The following is a 23,605-nucleotide window of genomic DNA, read 5'->3' on the forward strand; positions in this document are numbered from 1 at the left end:
AAGAGGCAACTTCTAATGATTCATTGTGTAAAGAAAAAGCATCTGTCTTCATGCCAAATTCATTATTTTACTTCTCTTGGTGTCGCTTTATCCGCTAATTCTGTTAAGGTTTTTTGCGGATTTTTTACTTTACTTAAGAAAATCATAGCCGCAATAACATACGGTTTGTAGCTAGCTTCTTTGTAAAGTTCGACCCGATAACGATCGAAAACAGAAGCTTCCACTTCACCTTCTTCACAACTTACACCAGTAATATCAGCTGGTAGACAATGCATATACAAAGCTTTGCCGTCTTTCGTTGTTTTCATCAATTCTTCTGTACATTCCCAATCTTTGTGCTTTTTATTTTGAGAAAGTAATTCTTGTTCTAATTGATCAATTCCTGCTTGGTCACCATTGCCATATAATTCAGTTCGCTTTTCCATTGCCGCAAAAGGTGCCCAGCTTTTCGGATAAACAACATCCGCATCTTTGAATGCTTCTGCCATACTATTCGTTTTAGTAAAGTTTCCACCAAATTCTGCCGCATTTTTCTTCGCAACTTCTTCTACTTCTGGCATAATTTCATAACCTTCTGGATGTGCTAAGACGACATCCATTCCTAAACGGGTCATTAGACCAACAATTCCTTGAGGAACAGATAATGGTTTTCCATAAGATGGTGAATACGCCCAAGTCATGGCAACTTTTTTCCCTTTCAGGTTTTCAATGCCACCAAATTCATGAATTAAATGCAACGCATCCGCCATTGCTTGCGTCGGATGGTCAATATCACATTGTAAATTCACTAACGTTGGGCGCTGTTCCAATACCCCATCTTTATATCCTTCTTGGACAGATTCTGATACTTCGTGCATGTAAGCATTGCCTTTACCAATGTACATGTCATCACGAATACCAATGATATCAGCCATAAAAGAAATCATGTTTGCTGTCTCACGAACAGTTTCTCCGTGAGAAATTTGACTTTTTCCTTCGTCTAAATCTTGAACTTCTAAGCCCAAAAGATTACACGCTGAAGCGAAACTAAAACGTGTTCTTGTAGAGTTGTCTCGGAATAAAGAAATCCCCAAGCCACTATCAAAGATTTTAGTTGAAATATTATTTTCTCTTAAATAGCGTAATGTATCGGCAACTGTGAAAACAGCTTCTAATTCATCTCTTGTTTTTTCCCAAGTTAGGAAAAAGTCATTTTCGTACATTTTTTCAAATTCTAATTTATCTAATTTCTCAATATATTCTTTAAACGTTTCCATTCCATCTGCTCCTTTTTTCTTGTCTAATAATCCTTTACTTAACCACAATAGACCGTTGGTAATGCCGCATAAACGGCTGCACAACGAACCAAATCATCTTTCCAAGTTTTTTCATTTGGTGCATGTGCTTGTGCTTCGGCCCCTGGCCCGAAACCAATACAAGGAATGCCATTACGTCCCATAATTGAAACGCCATTTGTTGAGAAGGTCCACTTATCTAACAATGGGCGTTCTTCACGCATTTCCACTGTTTCTACAGAGCCTTTCCGTGTTTCTCCATAGAGATTTTTATGCGTTTCCATCAAGGCTTTTGTTACATCATGATTTTCTGGAATGACCCACGTTGGGAAATAACATTCAATTTCATAAGTTAAATCAGTATAAGAAGGACGATCATAGTTGTACATTGAAACCGTCACATCATCTCCATATTTTTTAACAGCTGGTAAATTGCGAATTTCTTCCAAACAACTTTCCCAAGTTTCTCCAGCAGTCATTCGACGGTCTAGTGAAACGGTACAGCCATCCGCAACAGCACACCGACTTGGTGAAGAATGGAAAATTTGCGAAACAGTCACCGTACCACGACCTAAGAAACGGGCTTCTTGCCATTCTGGATTGTACTTAGGATCTAACATACGAACTAAACCACGAATCGCTGTGCTTTCTGTATCTCCATTGTTGTTTAAGGCACGAACATCTTGTAAGATATCCGCCATTTTGTAAATGGCATTATCTCCACGTTCTGGTGCTGAGCCATGACACGAAACGCCTTTGACATCAACTTTAATTTCCATTCGGCCTCTTTGACCACGATAAATCCCACCATCTGTTGGCTCTGTTGAAACAACAAATTCTGGACGGATACCATCTTCTTTGATAATGTACTGCCAGCATAAACCGTCACAGTCTTCTTCTTGGACAGTAACTGTTACCAAAGCAGTGTATTTTTCTGATAATAGACCTAAATCTTTCATGATTTTAGCGCCATAAATAGCCGAAACAATCCCGCCTTCTTGGTCAGATGTACCGCGACCACCGATCTCAGTTTCTGTTTCATAACCATCGTAAGGATCAAATTTCCAGTTACTCATTTCACCAATTCCGACAGTATCCATGTGCCCATCAAAAGCAATTAATTTTTCACCAGACCCCATATAACCAAGTAAATTTCCTTGAGGATCAATGTCAATTTTATCGAAACCTAATTTTTCCATTTCGGCTTTTGCTCGCGCAATTTTGTTGCCTTCTTCTGCACTTTCTCCTGGAATTTTGACAAGGTCTCTTAAAAATTTGACCATATCTTCTCTGTAACCTTCTGCTGCTGCATTTACTGCATTAAAATCCATTCCTTTTACCTCCATAAAATTTTTTTATAATTGTCTGGATCAGTGTCCCCTTCGGTAGAAAACATTAAAACGTTTGACGTCTCATCCAGTTGCAATGCCTCACGTAATTCTTGATAGTCGGGATCTTGCATCACTGTAGCTACTAAGCCCATTGCTACTGCCCCAGATTCGCCTGATACAACTTGCGGATCCCCTTTTAATGGCGCGCCCAACATACGCATTCCTTTTTCAGAAACCCAATCTGGTGCTGAAACAAAGAAGGATGTATGATTTTTTAGAATATCAAAAGAAATCGTATTAGGTTCTCCACATGCTAGGCCAGCCATAATTGTCTGTAAATCACCATCGACAAAGCGAATTTCTCCGTCTTTTTTAATTGCTGATTGATATAAACAGTCAGCCGCCTGTGCCTCAACTACGACCATAATCGGTGGGTTTTCTGGAAAAGCATTAGCAAAATAACCAATCACCGCCCCAGCTAAACTGCCGACACCAGCTTGAACAAAAACATGACTAGGTCGTTCAGAGCCAAATTTTCTTAATTGTTGAGAGGCTTCTAACGCCATCGTTCCGTATCCTTGCATAATCCAAGTCGGAATTTTTTCATATCCGTCCCAAGCGGTGTCTTGAACCATGACACCGTTTTCAGTTTCTTCGGCCATTTTATTAGCCATTCGTACACATTCATCGTAATTAACTTCTTCAATTGTGACGGTTGCGCCTTCTTTTTCAATATTTTCTTTTCTCGTCTGTGTTGAACCCTTCGGCATGAGTACAACTGATTTTTGGCCTAATTTATTCGCAGCCCAAGCGACTCCTCGTCCATGGTTACCATCAGTTGCTGTAAAAAACGTAGCTTGTCCAAAAGCTGATCGTAATTGATCAGAAGTTAATTCATCATATGTTAGTTCCGAAACATCTTTCTTTAATTTTTCGGCAATATAGTTAGCCATGGCAAAAGAACCACCTAAGACTTTAAAAGCATTTAAACCAAAGCGATAAGATTCATCTTTAACAAAGAAATCATTTAACCCCAGATAAGCGGCCATATGATTCAATTCTGCTAATGGTGTTTCTGAATACTGTGGAAAACTTTTGTGAAAAGCCAAAGCTTTCTCAATTTTTTCTTTAGACATCAGAGGTAAGTACTTATCCTCCGTCTTCGGCATTTCATTTGCTGTCCATTTAATTTTTTCCAAAAATACTTCTCCTCCTTCTATTTTTAAGTTGCTTTACGAAAAACAAATTTTCCTTGATTTGCCAAGATGACTTGCCCAGCTTCAGCAACTTTTTGACCTCTTAAATAAACCATTCGAGCCTGTCCTTGTGTTTCAAATCCTTCATACGGCGTATAGTCGACATTTTGTAACTGCGTTCTCGCAGCAATCACGCCGGTTGTTCTAGGATCCCAAACAACTAAATCGGCATCACTGCCTTCTTGCACCACACCTTTTTGTGGATACATCGAGAATTGTTTAGCAATATTTTCAGAAAGCAGAGCAACCATTTTTTCCAAGGTGATTCGGCCCTTCGCCACACCTTCCGTGTAAATTAATTCTGGTCTCGTTTCAACACCTGGCATCCCATTGGGAATTTTACTAAAATCATCTTTGCCAACTGTTTTTTGTCCGTGAAAATTAAAACTACAGTGATCTGTCGATATTGTATTGATTGCCCCCTCTTTAATCCCTTGCCACAAAGCCTGTTGATCCTCTCGTTTGCGTAGTGGCGGTGAGCAGACATATTTTGCTGCTTCAAAATTAGGCGCATCGTACAAGTGATCATCTAGTAAAAGATATTGAGGGCAAGTTTCTACATAAACTGATTGTCCTCTTTGACGAGCCCGTTCCACCGCTTCTAACGATCGTTTTGTGCTTAAATGCACAATATTAACCGGCAAATCAGCCATTTCCGCTATCATCAAATATCTTGCTACCGCTTCTGCTTCAACAGCCGCCGGTCTTGATAACGGATGATAGTGCGGGGTTAGCTTTCCTTGAGAAACATATGATTGGATTAATTCATCTACTAAATCACCATTTTCACAATGAACGCCTAACATTCCATTAACTTTTTTTATTTCCTTCATCGCTTCAAAAATTTCCGCATCTGTGGTCCGCAAATTATCATAAGCCATATACATTTTGAAGGAAGTAATACCTGCAGCAATCATTTCCTGAATTTCAGCAGCTATCGTTGGTTTCCATTCAATCATGGACATATGGTAAGTATAATCACATGAACTCTTGCCTTCAGCCAATTGATTCCAAGTAGCTAAACAGTCTTTCAATGAGCCGCCTTTATTAGGTGTAGCCATATCAATAACCGTAGTCGTACCTTTGGCCACCGCCGCTTGGCTTCCAGTGGTAAAGTTATCCGCCGTACTTAACGAACCTTTGCCATTATTTAATTCCAGATGCGTATGCGCATCAATAAAGCCTGGTAATACATAACACCCCGTAACATCCTCAATCTGAGAATTTTCTACTGGTAAATTTGCCCCCATCTCTACAATTTGCTCGCCGTCAATTCGAATATCCAATTGACGACGATTATATGCAGATACGACGGTTCCACCTTTGAGCAGAATAGACATTTATTTATCCCCCAGTCGTAAATTTCCTTTTATGCTTGCATACAATAAGCATATTCTTCAATCATAGTTACCATTAATGCGATTAAATCTTCTGGTACATCTAATCCTTGATCCGTTAATTGAATTGTTGACACCGTTCCCCATAAACGCAGTAAACAAATTTTATCCACAGGATTTTGAACATAGAAACCTGAATTAGTACTGTCATAAAAATCAGATTCACTGTTAAATAAGGTAAATTTGTCTTTGTAAGGGGCACTTGCATAAGGGCAAAATGTTTCACAGTTGCCACATTCGTTACACATCCGATCAACATGGACAATTTGTGGTTTTCCTTCGACATACACAACAATATTTGCTCGGTTTGGACAGACATCCATACAAGATTCACAAATTGTGGAGCATTCTAAGCAACGACTAGCTTGACTACAAGACATCTCGTCTGTCACAAGGATACCCCGTTTGTTTCTAACAAATGCGACATCACTATTTAAATTATCTTTTTCATAGTGATGATTGTGGACAAGACAAATATTATTGGCCGCTTTGGTTGCATCAGCGATTGCTTCAACAATTGTGGCTGGTCCTAAATTAGCGTCACCAATGACATAGACACCTGGTATATTTGTTTCCAATGTTTCTTGATTTGAAACGACTTTCCCATAGTTGTCTGTGTGAATGCCTAATGCTTGGTAAAATTCTGTATCTACTTTTTCACCAACAGCGGCAATAACTGTATCAGCAGGAATATCAATCATTTCTCCTGTACCAATTGGTCGACGGCGTCCAGAGGCATCTCGTTCACCTAGGACCATTTTTTCACAAGTTAATTGTTGATTTTCATGTTTAATTGGCGAAAGTAATTCTAAAAAGTCAACACCATCTTCTAAAGCTAAATAAAGTTCTTCTTCATCTGCTGGCATATTGCGTTTATTCCGACGATAAACCACTGAGACTTTTTTAACACCAGGTAATGTTGTGGCTGCACGAGCACAGTCCATGGCTGTATTTCCGCCACCAACGACGACAATTTGTTCTCCGTAAGGATTAATCGTTGGATTTTCTCGATTTGCTTTTAAAAATTCTAACGAGTTCAATGCTCGACCAGATTCTAAACGAAGGACCCCATGTTTCCATGCACCAATGGCATAAATAACATTCGTATAGCCTTGGTTTTTCAATTCCGCCAATGATGGCGCCTCTTGTCCTGTACGGAATTCGGCTCCCATAAATTCCGCTAACTGAACGTCTTTTTGAACAGATTCCATAGAAATTCGAAATTCTGGTACAATCTGGCTACAAACGCCCCCAATTGTCTCGGATTTTTCAAACACAGTAACAGGCATGCCTTCACGTGCTAATAAATACCCAGCAGAGATCCCTGCAGGGCCTCCACCCACAACAGCTGTTTTAGGTGCATTTTCTTTTGGCTGTGGCTTTTCTAGTGTCGTCAATAATTCATCATAAGCATGTTCAGCTGCTTCTAACTTCACTTCCCGAATATGAATAGATTCTTCATAAAATTGACGTGTACATTTAGTCATACAAGGATGTGCACAAATGGTTCCAGTAATAAAAGGCAACGGATTCTTATCGACAATTACTTGCAAGGCCTTTAAATAATTACCTTCACTGACATAACGAAGGTAAGCAGGAATATCCTGATTGATTGGACAACCACCGTCACTTCGACAAGGAGCAATATAACAATCTGTTAACGGAACTGTTTTTCTTAGTTTGGTACTTTCTGGTAATTTAATTGATTTTTGGTAACGCGCTTGTGTTTTAGCTTTCTCAACAACTTGAGCTAATTTATCCAAGTTGACATGAACCATCTGAGGATATTCTGCTGCGCTTAATACATTAGCAACTTGATTCATTCGTTGATAGCCACCAGGTTTCAACAGAGTCGTTGCCATAGTGATTGGCCAAATCCCAGCATCGAATATTTCTTTACTATTGAAAATATCTGCACCGCCAGAATAAGAAATTTGTAGTTTCCCATCAAATGCTTCTGATAATTTTTGTGCCAATGAAATACTAAGAGGAAATAGCGAACGTCCTGACATGTACATTTCATCACCAGGTAATTCATTTGCTGCAATCGTTACCGGGAAAGTGTTCGTAATTTTAACTCCGAAGCTTAGATTTTTACTATTAGCTAATAATTGCAGACGTTGTAACATCGGTACTGCTTCTTCAAATTGTAAATCTTCTTTAAAATGGTGATCGTCAAAAACCATATAATCAAACCCTAGCTCATCCATCGTTTGACGCGCATATTCATAACCTAACATGGTTGGATTACATTTAATAAAGGAATGGAGCCCTTTTTCACTTAATAAATAGGCCGCAATTCGTTCAATTTCGTCTGATGGACAACCGTGTAAAGTCGACAGCGTAATAGAATGACAGACTTTAGGACTAATTGCTTCGATATATAAGTCATCTACTTTTTTAAAATAAGATAGATATTTTTTGGCAGCTGCTTGGCATTCCGCCCAAATCGGCGTTCCTTCTGCGTTCTGCATTTCGTTAATATAACGATCAATTTTTGGTGATTGAATCCCTGCCAAATCATAGCCAACACTCATATTAAAAATGAAACCATTCGGGTCACCTAGCTCGAACTCTTTACTAAGTAACTTCAAAACGAACCATGCTTTGACGTATTCATCATAAGCTTGGGGAACGCGCAATTCTGTGGACCACTCAACGTTGTAACATTCATCTGCTGCTGCGATACATGGTTTACTCACAGGTAAATCTTCTCCATCCAGTATCTGGACTGTCTTAACTTCAAAAAAACGAGAACCTGTTAAATAGGCCGCAATAATATTTTGTGCTAATTGTGTATGAGGACCTGCTGCTGGACCACAAGGGGTTTCCATTTTTTCTCCAAATAACGAAATCGTTTTTGTAGGATCCGCATGATAAAATTTACGAATGCCAAAAATTGTGCCATCTTGTTGATACTCACTAAAAATCCAATTTAATAAAGCCTCAATTGAGATGGGATGCATAATATCACTCATTAACGTCACTCCTTTTATTTATAATGAAAGCTATTGATTTACTCGTTTCCAGAAAGATTGTGCTTGCGTTTGCGCATCATGCCAAACTTTCTCTTCATCAATTCCTTGAACTTCACGATTACGCATCCGAATTTCTCCATTAATCACCGTGTCAGTGACCATCCCACCATTCATGCCGAATAAAATGTGCATGTTATAATTCTCTTTTGTCATTGGTGTCGGGCCATGATAATCAACAATAATGACGTCTGCTGCTGCATTAGGTTCTAAAACGCCTAGCTTTGTTTTAAAATAGCGATTTGCCATTTGCGGATTATTATCAAACAGCATTGTGGGAATTTCTGCCCAAGCCGCATTTGGATCAGCTAAATGATGTTTGTGGATAACATTTCCTACCTTATAGGATTCCGTCACATCATTCGTATAACCATCTGTGCCAAGACCCATCAAAATACCATACTCATTAAACATGCGCATCGCAGGTGGGCAACCGACCGCATTCCCCATATTCGACTCTGGATTCGTGACCACCATTGTGTCTGTATCTCTTAGTAATTCCATCTCATGAGGTCCAATATGGATGCAATGGCCTGCCATTGTCTGTTTTCCTAAAATCCCTAAATCAAATAATCGGTTCACAATCGGCTTCCCATATTTTTTCAAAGAATCATGAACATCGGCTAAATCCTCTGCAATATGAATATGATAACCAATCCCATCTGGCGTATTGGCTGCACATAATTCTAAAGAAGCATCTGATAAAGTAAAGGCTGCATGCATACCCATCATCGCTTTTTGCATATCATCATTTCTTAAGGAACTGGCTTTAATAAAGGCGGCATTTTCTTGAACTGCTTCCCGCATTTTCTGCTCACCATCGCGATCAGAAACTTCATAACAAAGGCAGGTCCGAATCCCTAACTCGTCCGCTGCATTAGATAATTGGGTTAAACTCCCTGTAATTTCTCCGTAACTAGCATGATGATCAAAGACAGTTGTAACACCGTTGCGAATACTATCTAAATAAGCAACCTTACCACTTTGATAAGTGTCTTCTAATGTCAAGGCACGATCAATTCGCCACCATTGATCTACCAAAATATCCATGAAATTTTTAGGATGATAATTCGTTAAACTTAACCCACGTGCAAAGGTACTATAAATATGATTGTGCATGTTAATAAAGCCTGGCATAATCACTCCACCTTTAGCATCAATAAATGTCGCTTCTGGATAAGCTTGTTTTAATTCTTCTGTCGTTCCGACTTGTTTCACAACTTGACCATCAATCGCCACACACCCATTTTCAAAAAAATGATTCTGCGCATCCCGAGTGATTAAACGCCCATTTCCAATTAATAACATGTATTCTCCTCCTATTTTCCAACCTATTCCCCACATGTAGCAAACGCTTACAAATCAATCGCTCAATCATTCACGAATATAGCTTGTCTAGCTTTTCTAATCTATATTCCCTACGAAAAGCATTTGAAGCGCTTGTATTTTTTACTAACGAACTCATTAACTTGATTAAAGTATATCACCTTACCTTAAAAAAAACAATGCTGCCTAAAAAATATTTTTTAGAATTTTGACAGCCGTTATCTTGTATTATTATTTTTATCATGCTATCATTATTTTTCAGAACAGGTAGTACGCGACATTAAAGGATTTAGCCCTGCCTATTCCATTTAAAAATATTATGTTAAATTTGACACAATCTTATAAAAACTGTTTGTGCCAGGCACATTAGAAAGGAGCTTATTTATGTTATCCGACGAAAAACTTACTTTTTTAACACAAATTGCTAAAGGTTTAGCTGGTCAATTTGGGGAAAACTGCGAAGTCGTTATCCACCAAATCAATGAAGACAATATTAACAACTCTATTGTTTCCATTGAAAATGGTCATGTCTCTTCTCGTCATCTGGGCGATGGACCTTCTCAAGTAGTCTTAGAAGCCTTAAAAAAAGACCCTAGTGAGTTGAATGATCATATTAACTATCTAACCCGTACCCATGATGGTCGTATTTTAAAATCTAGTACAATGTATTTTAAAGATGAGAATGGTCAACTCGATGGTATTTTTGCTATTAACTACGACATCACTACATTGATTGCTGCAGAGTCAAACTTAAAATCTTTGATTTCCACTGCAGAACCTGAAGAAGATAAAGACCCTGATTACATTCCTCAGGATGTTAATGAGTTGTTAGACGATTTAATTCATGAATCAGTCAAATTAGTTGGTAAGCCGGTCCCATTAATGACGAAGGACGATAAAATCAAGTGTATTCAATTTTTAAACAATAAAGGCGCCTTCTTAGTCACTAAATCTGGGGACAAAGTTTCTAACTTCTTCAATATTTCTAAATATACGCTATACAGTTATATTGATGCGAAATAAAAATGGAAATCGATGGAGGTCGGGACAGAAGTGTTTAACTCCAAGAACCACGTAGGTACTGTTCAACATCTATTTGCTTTGCAAATAGTGTTTCTCAGCAATAAGAAGGAATTTCCGAAAATTGTCATAAAACACAACGAGGTACGAGTTGATGTTGCATGATACACTACACTCCGTTTCGTTCGCATCAATTTCTAAGCATGGAACATGCTAGAATTGAAGGACCCGGTGTTCTTTAATTTTTGGAGACCAAGTAGGTATTGTTCATCATCGAATCACTACGTTCTTCGTGATTCTCAACAATTTCGGCTTATTTCCGAAGGACCTTCACCAAGTAGGTACGATGATTTCATCTGTTCATGTTTCACAGTGAAACATCGCAACTCTTAGAGCTGTAGCTCTTTTGAAGGCTGTACTGTGACGAGACGCATGTCGAGAAAACACCTTAGAAGTTGTTGAGATCGAAGCAACGCGGAGTGTTGCTTCTGTTCCCGCCGTTTATCAGTTTTTTAAGCCTGGGACAAAAATCCAAAGTGATTTTTGTCCCAGGCCCTATTCTTTTTTCCTTCACTATTCTACTTTTTCTAAAAGACTTTTTAAATAATAGTAAGAAAAAGTAAAAGGAATTAATTTTTTATTTTAGTTATGGTATGATAGATTGAGTTTAATTTAAAATAACGAAAAATTAAAGATATAGAAATTGGGGGACAACAAATGGGGATTCGAAGTCATTTAGCAATTGCTGCAGGAAAAACTTCGCAATGGGTTTTACAAACATTTTTTAAAGGCGGCAGTAGCTACCCAGGGAAATTAGCCCTAAAAATCGATCCTAAAATTTTAGATACATTGGCAAAAGACTATGAAATTGTCGTAGTCACTGGAACGAACGGCAAAACATTGACAACTGCTTTAACTGTTAACATTTTACGCCAAGAATTTGATGAGGTATTAACAAATCCAACTGGTGCTAACATGGAGCAAGGAATTGTCTCTACTTTTTTAAATGCCAAGGCGAAAAAAGGACAAAAGAAATTTGCGGTTTTAGAAATTGATGAAGCAAGTTTAAGCCGTGTCACTAAATATATTCAACCAAAATTATTTGTTTTTACGAATATTTTCCGCGACCAAATGGATCGCTATGGCGAAATTTATACGACGTATCGCTTAATTATGGAAGGCGCCGCTGCTGCTCCTGAAGCAACTATTTTGTGCAATGGTGATTCGCCAATTTTTAATTCAAAAGAAACTGTAAATCCTCGCAAATACTATGGATTTAATCATTTACCACCGAAAGAGCAATTGGCTCATTACAATACAGATGGGGTTTTATGTCCAAAATGTAATCATATACTTCATTATAAAATGATTACGTATGCTAATTTAGGTGATTACTATTGCCCAAATTGTGGCTTCAAACGCCCTGAATTGGATGTACAGTTAACGGAAATGGTCCGGATGGATAACACATCTGCTGATTTTGTGATTGATGGCGAAGAATACGGCATTGCTGTTGGTGGGATGTATAATGTTTATAATGCGCTAGCAGCCACAGCGGTAGCAGAATATTATCAGGTGGCACCAGATAAAATCCGAGCAGGTTTAGCTTATGATGAAAAAGTTTTTGGGCGTCAAGAAACCATTAAAGTTGGCGATAAAGAATGTACGTTAGTTTTAGTAAAAAATCCCGTTGGTTTAAATCAGGTCATTGATATGATGGGCTTAGCCCCTTACTCTTTCTCGCTGGTTTCATTATTAAATGCCAATTATGCAGATGGAATTGATGTCAGTTGGATTTGGGATGGTAATCATGAAGCCTTTGCTGATATGGACATTCCAAAAGTAATTGCTGGCGGTGATCGCCATGAAGATATGGCCTTGCGTTTAAAAGTTGCGGGTATTCCTGAAGAAAAATTACTAGAAATTGCTGATTTGGAGCAAGTAATTTCAGAAATTAAAACGTTGCCGACAGATCATGTCTATATTTTGGCAACCTATACTGCTGTTTTGCAATTAAGAAAATCATTAACAGCCCAAGGGTATATTCAAGGGGGAATGAATGGTGTCTAAAGAATTAGTCGTTTGTCATTTATATGGCAACTTATTAAATACTTACGGAGATAACGGAAATTTATTGATGCTTAAATATTTAACCGAAAAAATGGGCGTTACCTTCCGATCAGAAATTATTAGTATCTACGAACCGTTTGATCCCGAAAAATATGATTTAGTCTTTGTTGGTGGCGGTCAAGACTTTGAGCAACTGATCATCTCAGAAGACATTCAGAATAAAAAAGAAGCTTTGACTTCTTATATTGAAAATGACGGCGTCTTGTTAGCTATCTGTGGTGGTTATCAACTTCTAGGACATTACTATGTCGGCGCACAAGGCGAAAAAATTAAAGGAATCGGTGCATTAGATCATTACACTTTGAGCCAAGACAACAATCGTTTCATTGGTGATATCGAAATTTATAATGAAGAATTCGATGAAACGTATTATGGTTTTGAGAATCATAATGGCATGACTTTTTTAGGCGAAGGTGAACGACCTTTAGGAACAGTCAAACAAGGCAAAGGCAATAACGGTCAAGATAATGGCGAAGGCGTTGTCTATAAAAATGTGTTTGGCTCCTACTTCCACGGTCCAATCTTAGCACGCAACAAAAATCTAGGGATTCGGTTAATTCGGACCGCTTTAGAGAAAAAATATGGTGAACCGATCGCTATTCCTGAAACGCTTTATAAATAAAAGAAGAATCTAGTTCCTACATATAGGACTAGATTCTTTTTCATTTCTCCGACAACTATTTACATCTTTACAAAATATAGTAAGATAAAGAGGTGCATTTAAAATCGAGAATTTCTCGGACTGGTTCGGAAACTTCCCAGAATAAAAAACTAAGTATCTCTCAATACTAACTCAAGTCATAGCTTTTTTAACAAGAGTTATCATTTGCAGTTAACGAAAAAGGAGGATTGGAAAAAATGCAAAAAGTAATTATTGATTGTGATCCCGGAATTGATGACACGCTTGCTCTCTTGTACGCACTTGCTTCACCAGAGCTAGATGTCCAAGCGATTACAGTTGTTTGCGGAAATGTCCCTGTGGAGATTGGCGTGGAAAATGTTTTTAAATGTTTAGAAAAAGTTAATCGCTTAGATATTCCTGTCTACCAAGGGGCTGCTAGCCCTTTAAAACGGCCATTTGTTAGTGCACAAGATACACATGGCATGGATGGTTTAGGTGAAACTTATTTCCCCAGAACTAGCAAAATCCAAGCACAAGCGCTTTCCGCTGCTGACTATTTAGCACAAACCTTTCAACAAGCTACCGATTGCTCAATCATTGCCCTTGGTCCTTTAACAAATATTGCTTTGGCTTTAAAAAAAGAACCTCTTCTTGGGCGAAATCTTCAACGTTTTGTCTCAATGGGTGGTACCTTTAAAAGCCACGGCAATTGCTCTCCTGTTGCAGAATTTAATTATTGGTGTGATCCTGATGCAGCAGCTTGGGTTTTTGAGGAATTAGGTGCAAAAATCGAGATGGTCGGCTTAGATGTCACACGAGAAATTGTTTTTACACCAACAATTCTCAATTATTGCCAACGACTCAACCCAAAAATGGGGAATTACCTCGCTGAGATTACTCAATTTTATTTTGATTTTCATTGGAAATATGAACGTATTTTAGGGTGTGTTATCAACGATCCCTTAGCGGTTGCTTATTTTATTGATCCTGCGCTCTGCCAAGGCTTTTCCAGTTACGGACAAATTGTTCCTGACGGCATTGCTATGGGGCAATCAATGATCGATCAGTATCATTTCCAGCAGCAACCAGCTAATTGTCATGTCTTGACTACGGTTGATAGTCAACAGTTTTTCGTGAAGTTTCTATCCATTCTTTTAAATGTACAAATAGATGAGATCGAAAGAGATTTCAAAAATTTAAGGATGGGACAACCATGAAAAAAATAACACCACGAATCATTACAATTATCGCTTTTAGTGTTGCTTTAAATTACCTTGGCAGTACCATTGCGTTACTCCTTCGTTTACCAATTTATCTTGATAGTGCGGGAACTATTTTTACAGGTGCGTTATTAGGCCCACTCTTTGGTGCACTGACAGGTATTTTAACAAGTCTACTAACTGGATTGACAACGGATATCTTTTCTCTGTATTATTCACCTGTCCAACTCTGCACAGGAATTTTAGCAGGTTTGCTCCTTCATCAGCAGTTAAAAGTAACCAAATTACCATTTAAAACGTTGTGGTTAACGATACCAGGAACAGTGATTTCTTCCTTAATCACAGTTTGTTTATTTGGTGGAATTACTTCTGCTGGCTCCAGCATAATTGTCCAATTTTTATATGGTTTAGGCTTAAATCAGTTAGCAAGCGTCCTGTTGGTTCAATTGATAACAGATTACGGGGATCGTCTGCTAGCAGTCATCATCGTCACAGCTGTTATCGCTGCCTTACCTAAACGTTCCTTTATAACAAAATAAACTGTTTTAATGCCAAAAAATGAGGAAATCATCTGTTGATGATCTCCTCATTTTTTTAGCGACTGCCAGGTTCTGAAGCTATAATCGTTAGATCACCTTCAAAACGCCAGCTCGGAATATCTGTCGGAAAGATGAAGCTATCGCCTTTTTTCAAATCAAAAGTAGCCACATCTGCTTTTGCAGCATCTTCTGTAATCAATCGACCCACACCTTCAATAACTGTTGCTAATGTATAAGGTGCTTGTTTTTTGACTTTTAGAATCCCACTGACACGCCACTCATAGACATTAAAGAAATCTGTTTTTACATAAGTAACAATGCTTGATTGTCCTTGATTTTCTTGTTGAATAGAGAGGTCAGGATCCTTCGCCGGAACGGTTGTCACATCAATGGATTGTTGAATATGCAATTCCCGGGTCTTTCCTTGATCATCTGTTCGATCATAATCATAAACCCGATACGTAGTATCACTGCTTTGTTGCGTTTCTAAAATTAAAATACCCGAGCCGATGGCATGAATAGTGCCGCTTGGTACATAATAAAAATCGCCTTTTTTCACTGGTACTTTTCTTAAAAGATCGTCCCAACGACCTTCTTCAATCATTTCTGCAAGTTCTTCTTTTGTTTTCGCGTGATGTCCATAAATGATTTCAGCGCCAGGTTCTGCATCAATAATGTACCAACATTCAGTTTTGCCTAGCTCGCCTTCATGTTTTTGGCCATATGCATCATCAGGATGAACTTGCACGGATAAATCATCTTCAGCATCTAAAATTTTCGTTAATAATGGAAAGACAGCACCACCTGCATGGCCGAATAACTCTTGATGGTCTGCCCACAATTCATCTAATTTTTTTCCTTTAAATTCGCCATTTAAAACAGTACTAACGCCATGTGGATGTGCACTGATTGCCCAATCTTCACCAATTTTATCGCTCGGTAAATCGAAACCAAATAGCGTGTGTAGACGATTGCCGCCCCAAATTTTTTCTTGAAAAACAGGTTGTAAAAATAATGGTTCTTGCATTGACTGTGACCTCCCAAATTGAATTCGCTCTCATTATATCACTAAAAACTAGTCATTTCATCTGAAACTGATGATTTCTCTTTTAAATAGGTTGCCAACAACTGATCTCTTTCTTCGATATAAGTATTCCGGTGGTCCTCTGGATGGACTCGATTAGATAAAAAGATAAACGCTGATTGTTGTCGCACATCAATTAGCAAAAAAGTGCCTGTATAGCCTGTATGGAATAATAATGGCCGTTGCGTAGCTACATCATATTTAAAATCCCAGCCTAGAGAACGTGGTTTATCTGCAGCTGGCACTTGGTTAACTAGTAACAAATCAATTGTCTCTTTTTTCAAGAATTGGTGATTGTGATAACTGCCTCGATTTAAATACATTCGAACAAATTTTGTTAAATCATAGACATTGCTAAACAAGCCAGCATTCCCTGCATGTTCCCGTAAAACAAATGCCTTAGGATCATGGGTTGTACCTCGAATCAACCCTCTTTGTTCATGTAATTCTGTTGGCACACAGTTTAAAGGATTCTTTGGTAGAAACGTACTTTCGTTCATCCCTAAAGGAAGCAATACTCGCTCAGATAAAATTTCTATCATTGATTGTTGGAACATTTCTTCTAACATAAAGCCTAATAAAATAGTCCCTGCATCTGTATAGACGACTTTTTTACCTATTGCTTTGCCTGCGTGAAATGAATGATTGTAGGCGTCTTTTAATTCTTGGGCATTCAGCTGATCACGATTAGGAATATAGCCTTGTAAATCTGCCGTATGTGTCAACAAATGCCGGATTGTAATATTAGAATCTTGAAAAGAGGGATAATAAGTTTGTAATGATTGATCTAGAATAATTTTTCCTTCTTCCACTAATTGCAAAATAACGGTGGTGGTGCCGACTACTTTGGTTAAAGAAGCCACATCAAACAGCATGGCCGAGGTTAATTGTTCTTTGGTGGGTTTTACTTGTGCCAGTCCCCAACAATTGCTCTCCTCTTTTTCACCTTCAATGAAACAAAAACTAGCCCCCGAAAAAACACCTTTTTTCATCATTTTTTGAATTTTCCACTTTGTTTTTTCGTACATTTTTTCACCTTCTATTTTTAATATTAAAGGAAAAGTCTAGAATAAGTTCCGAACAAAAGTAGCGTTAAACTTTTATTCCGACTTTATTCCAGACTTGCTAAAACAAGCTTATTTTGTCTGTCTAAGCGTTTATTTTAAGACAAACCACCATTCCAAGCCAATTGGATCAAACACAGTGACAATCGCTTTTTTCTGGTCAATAAAGAACTCTTGATTTTTTGCCGTTAATTGTTGCTCCATTACTAAAATATGTTCTTGATCAGAGAGCTTAATGGTAAAGAAATCTAAACCTAAGTGTGGATCAGGTAATTGATCCACTTCACTTGTTTCAGGTTTTTGGAATCCAATAGTTGCTTTGCCATCTTCTAAAACAAATTGATCTTTTTCATTGCGTTTTAAACCCAGAACTTCCTCATAGTATGCTTTTATTTCTTTTTGATTGTTTGTTTTTAATTGCACATGCGCTAAATATGACCCAGCGGCTAACCCTTGATGTGGCTCTAAGTCCTCACTGATAAGATCTTTAAGCACAATTGGTTGCTTTTCAGAAGTCGAATTTGCTGTTGCTTCATCGTGAAAAATCTCAAATTGATTGCCTTCAAGATCAGTAATGAACATGCTTTGACGTGTGCCAATTTGGAAACTTTCATCAATTGGGTAGTCTTGTTCAAGCACTCGTTGAGCAATTTGTAAAAATTCTTTTTCCGTAGGAACTTTAATTGAAAAATAAGCCATTTGTTTTTCTTCATTATGAAAATCTTCGGCTTTTCTAGTTTCTTCTAAAATTAATAATTGCGTTCCTGCTTCACGTGTACCCCAGATAGACAGGTTATTTTCTTCTGACTTTAAAACAAAACCCATTACTTTTTTATAAAAGTCGACCATTTCGCCAACTTTTTTCGCACGAATGGCAATTGTTTTTAATGTCGCAGCTTTTTCTAATTGAAATTCAGTCATTTTTTCTGTTACCTCCATTTTCTTCTCTCCCATTTTATACATCTCTTGCTATTTCATCAAGTAATATCCTGTTTTTCTCAAAAGAAAATAGAAATTTTTCAATTTCGCTAACTTTTTGTCAAAAAAATAAGGCTTTAGGAACCAGTCTTTACGACTATGGTTCTTGAAGCCTCATCATGAATTACTATTTTTTTGCTTCGCCTTTTAGGCTACTTCTTCTGAAAACTGACTGTTATATAAGTCAGCATAAAAACCGTTTTTCGCCATTAATTCATCGTGGGTTCCTGTTTCTACAATTGAACCTTCTGCCATAACGATAATCGTATCGGCGTCACGGATAGTCGACAAGCGATGAGCGACCACAAAGCTGGTCCGATTTTCCAATAAACGATTCATTGCTGCTTGAATCAGTATTTCTGTTCGAGTGTCCACACTTGAGGTGGCTTCATCCAAAATTAAAACGTCTGGATTTGCTAAGAATGCTCGAGCAATTGTAATTAATTGTCGTTGACCTTGAGAAATATTGCTGGCTTCTTCATTTAGAATCGTTTGATAGCCTTCTGGTAATTTTCTGACAAAATCATCCACATGGGCTGCTTTCGCCGCACGGATCACTTCTTCTTCACTCGCTTGCTCATTACCATAATGAATATTGTCATAGATACTTCCAGTAAACAACCAAGTATCTTGAAGAACCATTGAAAAGTGTGCTCGCAACTCTTCGCGAGATAAATCGCGCGTATCAACGCCATCATATTTGATGCTGCCGCTACTAATATCATAGAAGCGTTCCAATAAGTTAATTAGGGTTGTTTTCCCAGCACCTGTTGGGCCCACGATTGCGACCATTTCCCCAGGTTTAACATTTAAATTGAAATCTTTCATTAATAATTTCTCTGGTGAATAGCCAAAAGCAACATGTTCAAAAGAAACACGATAAGGACTATCTGTTTCCACTGGTATGCCAGAAGGTTCATCCACCATTTCTTCTTCATCTAATACTTCAAAGACACGTTCTGCCGAAGCCACCGTAGCTTGGATTGTATTCATTAAATTAGCGATTTGAGTAATCGGTTGTGAAAATTGATTGGTATATTGAAGAAATGCTTGGACATCCCCTAAATCCATCATACCATTCGCTACTTTTACGCCACCAAGGACTGCAACAAACACGTAGCCTAGATTTTTGATAAAGTTCATTAAAGGCATAATGATCGCTGAAATAAATTGTGCTTTGCGACCAGCATGATATAATTTTTCATTTTCTTTTTCAAATACTTCTTGATCACTTTCTTCGTGGTTGAAACTTTTTACTACTACGTGACCACCGTAGGTTTCTTCGACTTGGTTATTCAATAATCCTAAGCTTTTTTGTTGAGCCGCAAAATGTTTTTGTGAGCGAGGCGCCACAACCATCACAACAATTAAACTTAATGGCACTGTTGCTAAGGCAATTAGTGTTAACTGCCAGCTAATGGTCAGCATCATCCAAAGTACGCCCACAAATGTCACGATACTGGTAATTAATTGGGTTAAGTTTTGTTGTAAAGTACTCGCAATATTATCCATGTCGTTAATTGCCCGCGACATGATGTCCCCATTACTATGAATATCATAATAGGAAATTGGAACTTTGTTCATTTTCGCTTCTAATTCTTGACGTAATTCATAAACTGTTCGCTGTGAAACACGTGTCATAATTACTTGCTGCAAGAAATTAAAGACAGCAGAAATAAGGTACATGGCAATAACAATTAATAAAATTTGACCGATTTTGTCAAAATCAATTGGAAAAGATGTTATTTTTAAGCCTTGTTTCATTTCAGCAGCGCCTTTCATGACGCCTTTAAAAATTTCAGTTGTTGCCTGTCCTAATACTTTTGGTGTTTGAATTTGGAAAACGACGGCTGCGATTGCTAATACTAAGACAGCAATAATTGACAGCATTCGTTTAGACATGTACCGAAATAAACGTTTCACTGTTTTCCAGAAATTTTTTGGTTTTGGCCCTTTTGCGCCAATGTTGCGTCCTGGTCCCCCGCCCATTGGTCCGCCTTTTGGTCGACTACTCATGCAAGGTCCTCCTCTCTCAATTGAGAATGTACAATTTCTTGATACGTTTGGTTATTCGCTAATAACTCTTCATGCGTTCCTTTACCAACTAATTTCCCTTCGTCTAATACTAAAATTGTCGATGCTTCCATAACCGTACTTACACGTTGGGCCACTAAAACGACAATTGCATCCGTCATCTGCTCTTTTAAGGCTTTTCTTAAATTAGCATCTGTTTTGAAATCCAATGCAGAAAAGGAATCATCAAAAACATAGACATCTGCTGGTTTTACTAAAGCACGAGCAATAGCCAACCGCTGGCGTTGTCCGCCAGAAAAATTACCGCCACCTTGTTCGACATGACTATCCAAACCTTCTGCCAATTCTGAAACAAACGCCTTCGCCTGCGCAATTTCTAAGGCTTGCCAAATTTCTTCATCGGTCGCATTTGGGGCGCCGTATTGCATATTTTCACGAATCGTTCCTGTAAATAAAACAGCCTTTTGCGGTACAAAGCCAATCATTTCTCGTAAATTATGCTGTGACGTATCTTTAATATTTTTACCATTTAGCAAAATTTTGCCAGATTCAACATCATAAAAACGTGGTAAAAGATTAACCAGCGTTGTTTTCCCAGAACCTGTCCCACCAATAATTGCGACCGTCTCCCCAGATTTTGCTGAAAAATCTATATCTTCCAGTGCTAAGTTTTCAGCATGCTGGTAACGATAATTAACATGTTCAAACGCCAATGTTGCTTTGTCGCCTTTTAGAGAGAGTAGTTCTGGATTGGGTACATCTTTGATTTCTGAATCAGTATTTAGCACCTCATTAATCCGATCAGCAGAAGCTTGCGCCCGCGGTACCATGACAAAAATCATGGATAGCATCATGAAACTCATCAAAATTTGCATGGCATAAGTCATAAAGGCGATTAAGTTCCCTACTTCTAGTTGCATTTCCGCAATATAATGACCGCCAAACCAGGTGATTGCAATATTGGTACCACTCATAATGAGTGTCATTAAAGGAATCATCAAAGCGACAATCGTATTCACTTTAATCGCCGTTTGTGTATAATCCTTATTGGCTTCATCAAAACGTTGTTCTTCATAGTTTGCTTTGCCAAAGGCCCGAATCACACGAACCCCTGTTAGTCCTTCACGAAAAACTAAATTTAAACGGTCGGTTTTCTTTTGCATGCTTTTAAATAACGGAACCGCTAAAAACATGATACCGCCCACTAAAACAGCCATAATTGGTAAAACATATAGAAAAATTTTCGTTAATTGTGGGTCCTTGTTATACGCCATGAAACTTGCACCAATTAACGTTAAAGGTGCGTTAATCATTAAACGTAAAAACATTTGCATAACCATTTGAATCTGATTGACATCATTGGTTGTTCGTGTAATTAGCGAAGCTGTCCCAAATTTGTCAAATTCATTATTAGAAAAATTTTCAACTTTTCGATAAATATCAGTCCGTAATTTTTTACCTAAACTTTGTGATTCTTTGGTGGCAAAAAAGGTATTTCCAATAGAAGCGACAATGCTAATCAAAGAAAAGCCTAACATGACAACTCCTGTACTCCAAATATAGTTAATATCTCCTTTAGCGACACCGTCATTAATGATATTAGATGTTAATGTGGGCAGATATAAATCTGCGATAATTTGCACGATCATAAATAAAACCGCTGCAAAGACCGACCATAACGACATCCGTTTGACTAGTTTAATCAACTAACTTCTCCTCCTTTTTGCTACTTATAAGCGCCATTTTTCAACCAATTTAATTTCATTTTTAATTGTTTGACTGCTTCAGTTGAATCATAGGCGGGATTTTCTCTTTGTTGACGATACCCGTCAACAATTGTTGAGAAAACGGCATGCATCGCCGTCTGCATGAACCATGTGAATTCTTTTGGCGTTTCAATGGTTAATTTCGAACGATCGATTATTTGATAAAGATGTTCTGCATAGGCAGCATGGCCTTTTCTTCCTCTATGCTTATGACAGTGCTGTTTCCTATTTTTTTCCTCTTCACCAGTCGCTAAATTATCTGTCACCCGACGTGAAGCACGATAGTCCATGTTGACAAATAAATTCCGATAGAAAGAAGCATTCTCTCCAGTTAGCACTTCGACAATCATTTTGGAGAAATAGACATCCATGGCTTCGATTAAATCACCATTTTCCGCAATAATTTGTTTCTCTAAATCTCGTTCACTATTTTTTCTTAATGTCGCAAAGTAATAAAAATACAAATCTTCTTTGTTCTCAAAATATTGATAAAAGCTACCGCGCGGAATTCCCGCTAATTTAACAATATTTGCAATTGACGCTTCTTGTAAAGAATGGCGCGAAAATTCAATTTGCGCAGCATCTAATAAGCGTTGTTGCTTTTCTTCTGGCAAATGAAAAAACGTATTCGTAGGCATATTTGTGTTCCTCCCTTTTATGACACATTGTCATATGACACCATGTCATTATAGCACTCTCTATTCAGAATGCAAGTTTTTTACAAAAAAAATCAAGCACCTAGCAAGACAAAATTGATGTTAGATTCTGTCTCACCAGTTGCTTGATTAATAATAGTGTTTGATGCATTCTTGTAACAAGCCAGCGACCTCTTTTATAGGTCCATTGGCATCTATTCGTTGATAATTAGGATATTGTTCCAATTGGTTTTTGATAAGAATTTCTTGATCATAAAGGTTTAAACGTTCTTCAATAATTTTAGGATCAGATTCTCGTTGTTTTAAACGTTGATAAATATTTTCTTTTGAAACGTCAAAAAAAACTGGAATGACGGACTCGCCGAAACGCTCAAAGACCGCTTGAAAGCCTGGAAAAGTTAACGCATTATAGGCTGGATGCTCTTTCGTTGTTTCAACGATGGCATCTACACCGACACCGTAATAGTTTCCATGGTAAAAATCATACTCCACTAACTGATTGGTTTCAATCAAGGCTTGAAAACTTGCTTTTGTTTCAAAATAGTAATCCACGCCATCCACTTCATCCAATCGTTTTTTCCTCGTAGTATGCGAGATAACTTTATAGTTTTTCGGAAAAACCTTACTTGTAATTGCGGTCTTGCCAGAACCACTCGGACCCATAATAACAAAAAATGGATGTTGTAATTGCTTAATCATTAGAAACGCTCCTCTCAGTTGTTTCTATTATAACGTATTGTGCACTATTTTGAAAAATTGACAAAAAAGAGCTTGGGCCAAAAATCACTTTAGATTTTTGGTCCAAGCTTAACAATTAATAAACGGCGGGAACAGAAGCAACAACCTACTACGCTTATCTTGTTTTGTTTAATT

18 protein-coding genes and 1 riboswitch are annotated in these 23,605 nt (G+C 37.9%); of the genes, 5 read left to right on the top strand and 13 right to left on the bottom strand.

The window, feature by feature from the left end:
* Nucleotides 1-62 precede the first annotated feature (62 nt).
* From ygeW to ssnA, 6 genes are read right to left on the bottom strand one after another with little or no spacing between them, the layout of a single operon-like run.
* Nucleotides 63-1,256: a knotted carbamoyltransferase YgeW gene (ygeW, locus tag IGK72_RS10265; RefSeq protein ID WP_002379712.1), complete on the bottom strand. Its 1,194-nt coding sequence runs from the start codon at nt 1,254-1,256 to the stop codon at nt 63-65.
* Between the two features lie 38 nt (nt 1,257-1,294).
* A complete protein-coding gene (locus tag IGK72_RS10270) occupies nt 1,295-2,620 on the bottom strand; it encodes a YgeY family selenium metabolism-linked hydrolase (protein ID WP_002362247.1) in 1,326 nt (441 codons plus the stop codon).
* Nucleotides 2,611-3,804, bottom strand: a complete 1,194-nt coding sequence (dpaL, locus tag IGK72_RS10275; RefSeq protein WP_002356589.1) for a diaminopropionate ammonia-lyase — start codon at nt 3,802-3,804, stop codon at nt 2,611-2,613. The genes IGK72_RS10270 and dpaL overlap by 10 nt, the downstream gene beginning before the upstream one ends.
* Nucleotides 3,805-3,827: 23 nt before the next feature.
* Nucleotides 3,828-5,201: a dihydropyrimidinase gene (hydA, locus tag IGK72_RS10280; protein ID WP_002374254.1), complete on the bottom strand. Its 1,374-nt coding sequence runs from the start codon at nt 5,199-5,201 to the stop codon at nt 3,828-3,830.
* A gap of 29 nt (nt 5,202-5,230) precedes the next feature.
* A complete protein-coding gene (gene ygfK / locus IGK72_RS10285; RefSeq protein ID WP_002356587.1) occupies nt 5,231-8,236 on the bottom strand; it encodes a putative selenate reductase subunit YgfK in 3,006 nt (1,001 codons plus the stop codon).
* Between the two features lie 30 nt (nt 8,237-8,266).
* Nucleotides 8,267-9,601 carry a putative aminohydrolase SsnA gene (ssnA, locus tag IGK72_RS10290; RefSeq protein ID WP_002359625.1) on the bottom strand — a complete coding sequence of 445 codons (1,335 nt, stop codon included), beginning with the start codon at nt 9,599-9,601 and terminating at the stop codon, nt 8,267-8,269.
* A 402-nt stretch (nt 9,602-10,003) separates the two neighbouring features.
* On the opposite strand from ssnA, the gene IGK72_RS10295 reads away from it, so the two are divergent.
* From IGK72_RS10295 to IGK72_RS10315, 5 genes are all read left to right on the top strand, one after another.
* A complete protein-coding gene (locus IGK72_RS10295) occupies nt 10,004-10,642 on the top strand; it encodes a helix-turn-helix transcriptional regulator (protein ID WP_002381503.1) in 639 nt (212 codons plus the stop codon).
* A gap of 714 nt (nt 10,643-11,356) precedes the next feature.
* Complete coding sequence (locus tag IGK72_RS10300) at nt 11,357-12,709, top strand: Mur ligase family protein (protein ID WP_002356584.1); 1,353 nt, start codon at nt 11,357-11,359, stop codon at nt 12,707-12,709.
* A complete protein-coding gene (locus tag IGK72_RS10305; RefSeq protein ID WP_002356583.1) occupies nt 12,699-13,391 on the top strand; it encodes a type 1 glutamine amidotransferase in 693 nt (230 codons plus the stop codon). Before IGK72_RS10300 ends, IGK72_RS10305 begins: the two co-directional genes overlap by 11 nt.
* 114 nt (nt 13,392-13,505) lie before the next feature.
* Nucleotides 13,506-13,550: riboswitch (PreQ1 riboswitch) on the top strand.
* Nucleotides 13,551-13,627: 77 nt separating this feature from the next.
* On the top strand, nt 13,628-14,608 hold the full coding sequence (locus IGK72_RS10310) for a nucleoside hydrolase (protein WP_023894734.1): 981 nt from the start codon (nt 13,628-13,630) through the stop codon (nt 14,606-14,608).
* Nucleotides 14,605-15,150: an ECF transporter S component gene (locus tag IGK72_RS10315; RefSeq protein ID WP_023894735.1), complete on the top strand. Its 546-nt coding sequence runs from the start codon at nt 14,605-14,607 to the stop codon at nt 15,148-15,150. The genes IGK72_RS10310 and IGK72_RS10315 overlap by 4 nt, the downstream gene beginning before the upstream one ends.
* A gap of 55 nt (nt 15,151-15,205) precedes the next feature.
* On the opposite strand, the gene manA is transcribed toward IGK72_RS10315, so the two are convergent.
* From manA to IGK72_RS10350, 7 genes are all read right to left on the bottom strand, one after another.
* Nucleotides 15,206-16,177, bottom strand: a complete 972-nt coding sequence (gene manA / locus IGK72_RS10320) for a mannose-6-phosphate isomerase, class I (protein ID WP_002356580.1) — start codon at nt 16,175-16,177, stop codon at nt 15,206-15,208.
* A 41-nt stretch (nt 16,178-16,218) separates the two neighbouring features.
* On the bottom strand, nt 16,219-17,262 hold the full coding sequence (locus IGK72_RS10325) for a serine hydrolase domain-containing protein (RefSeq protein WP_023894736.1): 1,044 nt from the start codon (nt 17,260-17,262) through the stop codon (nt 16,219-16,221).
* A 129-nt stretch (nt 17,263-17,391) separates the two neighbouring features.
* Nucleotides 17,392-18,261 (bottom strand): VOC family protein, encoded by an 870-nt coding sequence (locus IGK72_RS10330; protein ID WP_165548621.1) that lies wholly within the window; start codon nt 18,259-18,261, stop codon nt 17,392-17,394.
* 162 nt (nt 18,262-18,423) lie between these two features.
* Nucleotides 18,424-20,292, bottom strand: a complete 1,869-nt coding sequence (locus tag IGK72_RS10335) for an ABC transporter ATP-binding protein (protein ID WP_002381498.1) — start codon at nt 20,290-20,292, stop codon at nt 18,424-18,426.
* A complete protein-coding gene (locus IGK72_RS10340) occupies nt 20,289-22,016 on the bottom strand; it encodes an ABC transporter ATP-binding protein (protein ID WP_002356575.1) in 1,728 nt (575 codons plus the stop codon). Before IGK72_RS10340 ends, IGK72_RS10335 begins: the two co-directional genes overlap by 4 nt.
* Before the next feature lie 20 nt (nt 22,017-22,036).
* Nucleotides 22,037-22,714: a TetR/AcrR family transcriptional regulator gene (locus IGK72_RS10345; RefSeq protein WP_002362260.1), complete on the bottom strand. Its 678-nt coding sequence runs from the start codon at nt 22,712-22,714 to the stop codon at nt 22,037-22,039.
* A gap of 147 nt (nt 22,715-22,861) precedes the next feature.
* Nucleotides 22,862-23,431, bottom strand: a complete 570-nt coding sequence (locus tag IGK72_RS10350; RefSeq protein WP_023894738.1) for a guanylate kinase — start codon at nt 23,429-23,431, stop codon at nt 22,862-22,864.
* Nucleotides 23,432-23,605: the final 174 nt, after the last annotated feature.

Origin of the sequence: Enterococcus sp. DIV0183 (assembly GCF_050541505.1) — a bacterium.
Lineage (GTDB): Bacteria > Bacillota > Bacilli > Lactobacillales > Enterococcaceae > Enterococcus > Enterococcus faecalis.

What these genes read in the sequence shown, in the direction of transcription:
- ygeW (WP_002379712.1), bottom strand. Translation starts at nt 1,256, where the DNA reads ATGGAAACGTTTAAAGAATATATTGAGAAATTAGATAAATTAGAATTT.
- IGK72_RS10270 (WP_002362247.1), bottom strand. Translation starts at nt 2,620, where the DNA reads ATGGAGGTAAAAGGAATGGATTTTAATGCAGTAAATGCAGCAGCAGAA.
- hydA (WP_002374254.1), bottom strand. Translation starts at nt 5,201, where the DNA reads ATGTCTATTCTGCTCAAAGGTGGAACCGTCGTATCTGCATATAATCGT.
- ygfK (WP_002356587.1), bottom strand. Translation starts at nt 8,236, where the DNA reads ATGAGTGATATTATGCATCCCATCTCAATTGAGGCTTTATTAAATTGG.
- ssnA (WP_002359625.1), bottom strand. Translation starts at nt 9,601, where the DNA reads ATGTTATTAATTGGAAATGGGCGTTTAATCACTCGGGATGCGCAGAAT.
- IGK72_RS10295 (WP_002381503.1), top strand. Translation starts at nt 10,004, where the DNA reads ATGTTATCCGACGAAAAACTTACTTTTTTAACACAAATTGCTAAAGGT.
- IGK72_RS10300 (WP_002356584.1), top strand. Translation starts at nt 11,357, where the DNA reads ATGGGGATTCGAAGTCATTTAGCAATTGCTGCAGGAAAAACTTCGCAA.
- IGK72_RS10305 (WP_002356583.1), top strand. Translation starts at nt 12,699, where the DNA reads ATGGTGTCTAAAGAATTAGTCGTTTGTCATTTATATGGCAACTTATTA.
- IGK72_RS10310 (WP_023894734.1), top strand. Translation starts at nt 13,628, where the DNA reads ATGCAAAAAGTAATTATTGATTGTGATCCCGGAATTGATGACACGCTT.
- IGK72_RS10315 (WP_023894735.1), top strand. Translation starts at nt 14,605, where the DNA reads ATGAAAAAAATAACACCACGAATCATTACAATTATCGCTTTTAGTGTT.
- manA (WP_002356580.1), bottom strand. Translation starts at nt 16,177, where the DNA reads ATGCAAGAACCATTATTTTTACAACCTGTTTTTCAAGAAAAAATTTGG.
- IGK72_RS10325 (WP_023894736.1), bottom strand. Translation starts at nt 17,262, where the DNA reads ATGTACGAAAAAACAAAGTGGAAAATTCAAAAAATGATGAAAAAAGGT.
- IGK72_RS10330 (WP_165548621.1), bottom strand. Translation starts at nt 18,261, where the DNA reads ATGTATAAAATGGGAGAGAAGAAAATGGAGGTAACAGAAAAAATGACT.
- IGK72_RS10335 (WP_002381498.1), bottom strand. Translation starts at nt 20,292, where the DNA reads ATGAGTAGTCGACCAAAAGGCGGACCAATGGGCGGGGGACCAGGACGC.
- IGK72_RS10345 (WP_002362260.1), bottom strand. Translation starts at nt 22,714, where the DNA reads ATGCCTACGAATACGTTTTTTCATTTGCCAGAAGAAAAGCAACAACGC.
- IGK72_RS10350 (WP_023894738.1), bottom strand. Translation starts at nt 23,431, where the DNA reads ATGATTAAGCAATTACAACATCCATTTTTTGTTATTATGGGTCCGAGT.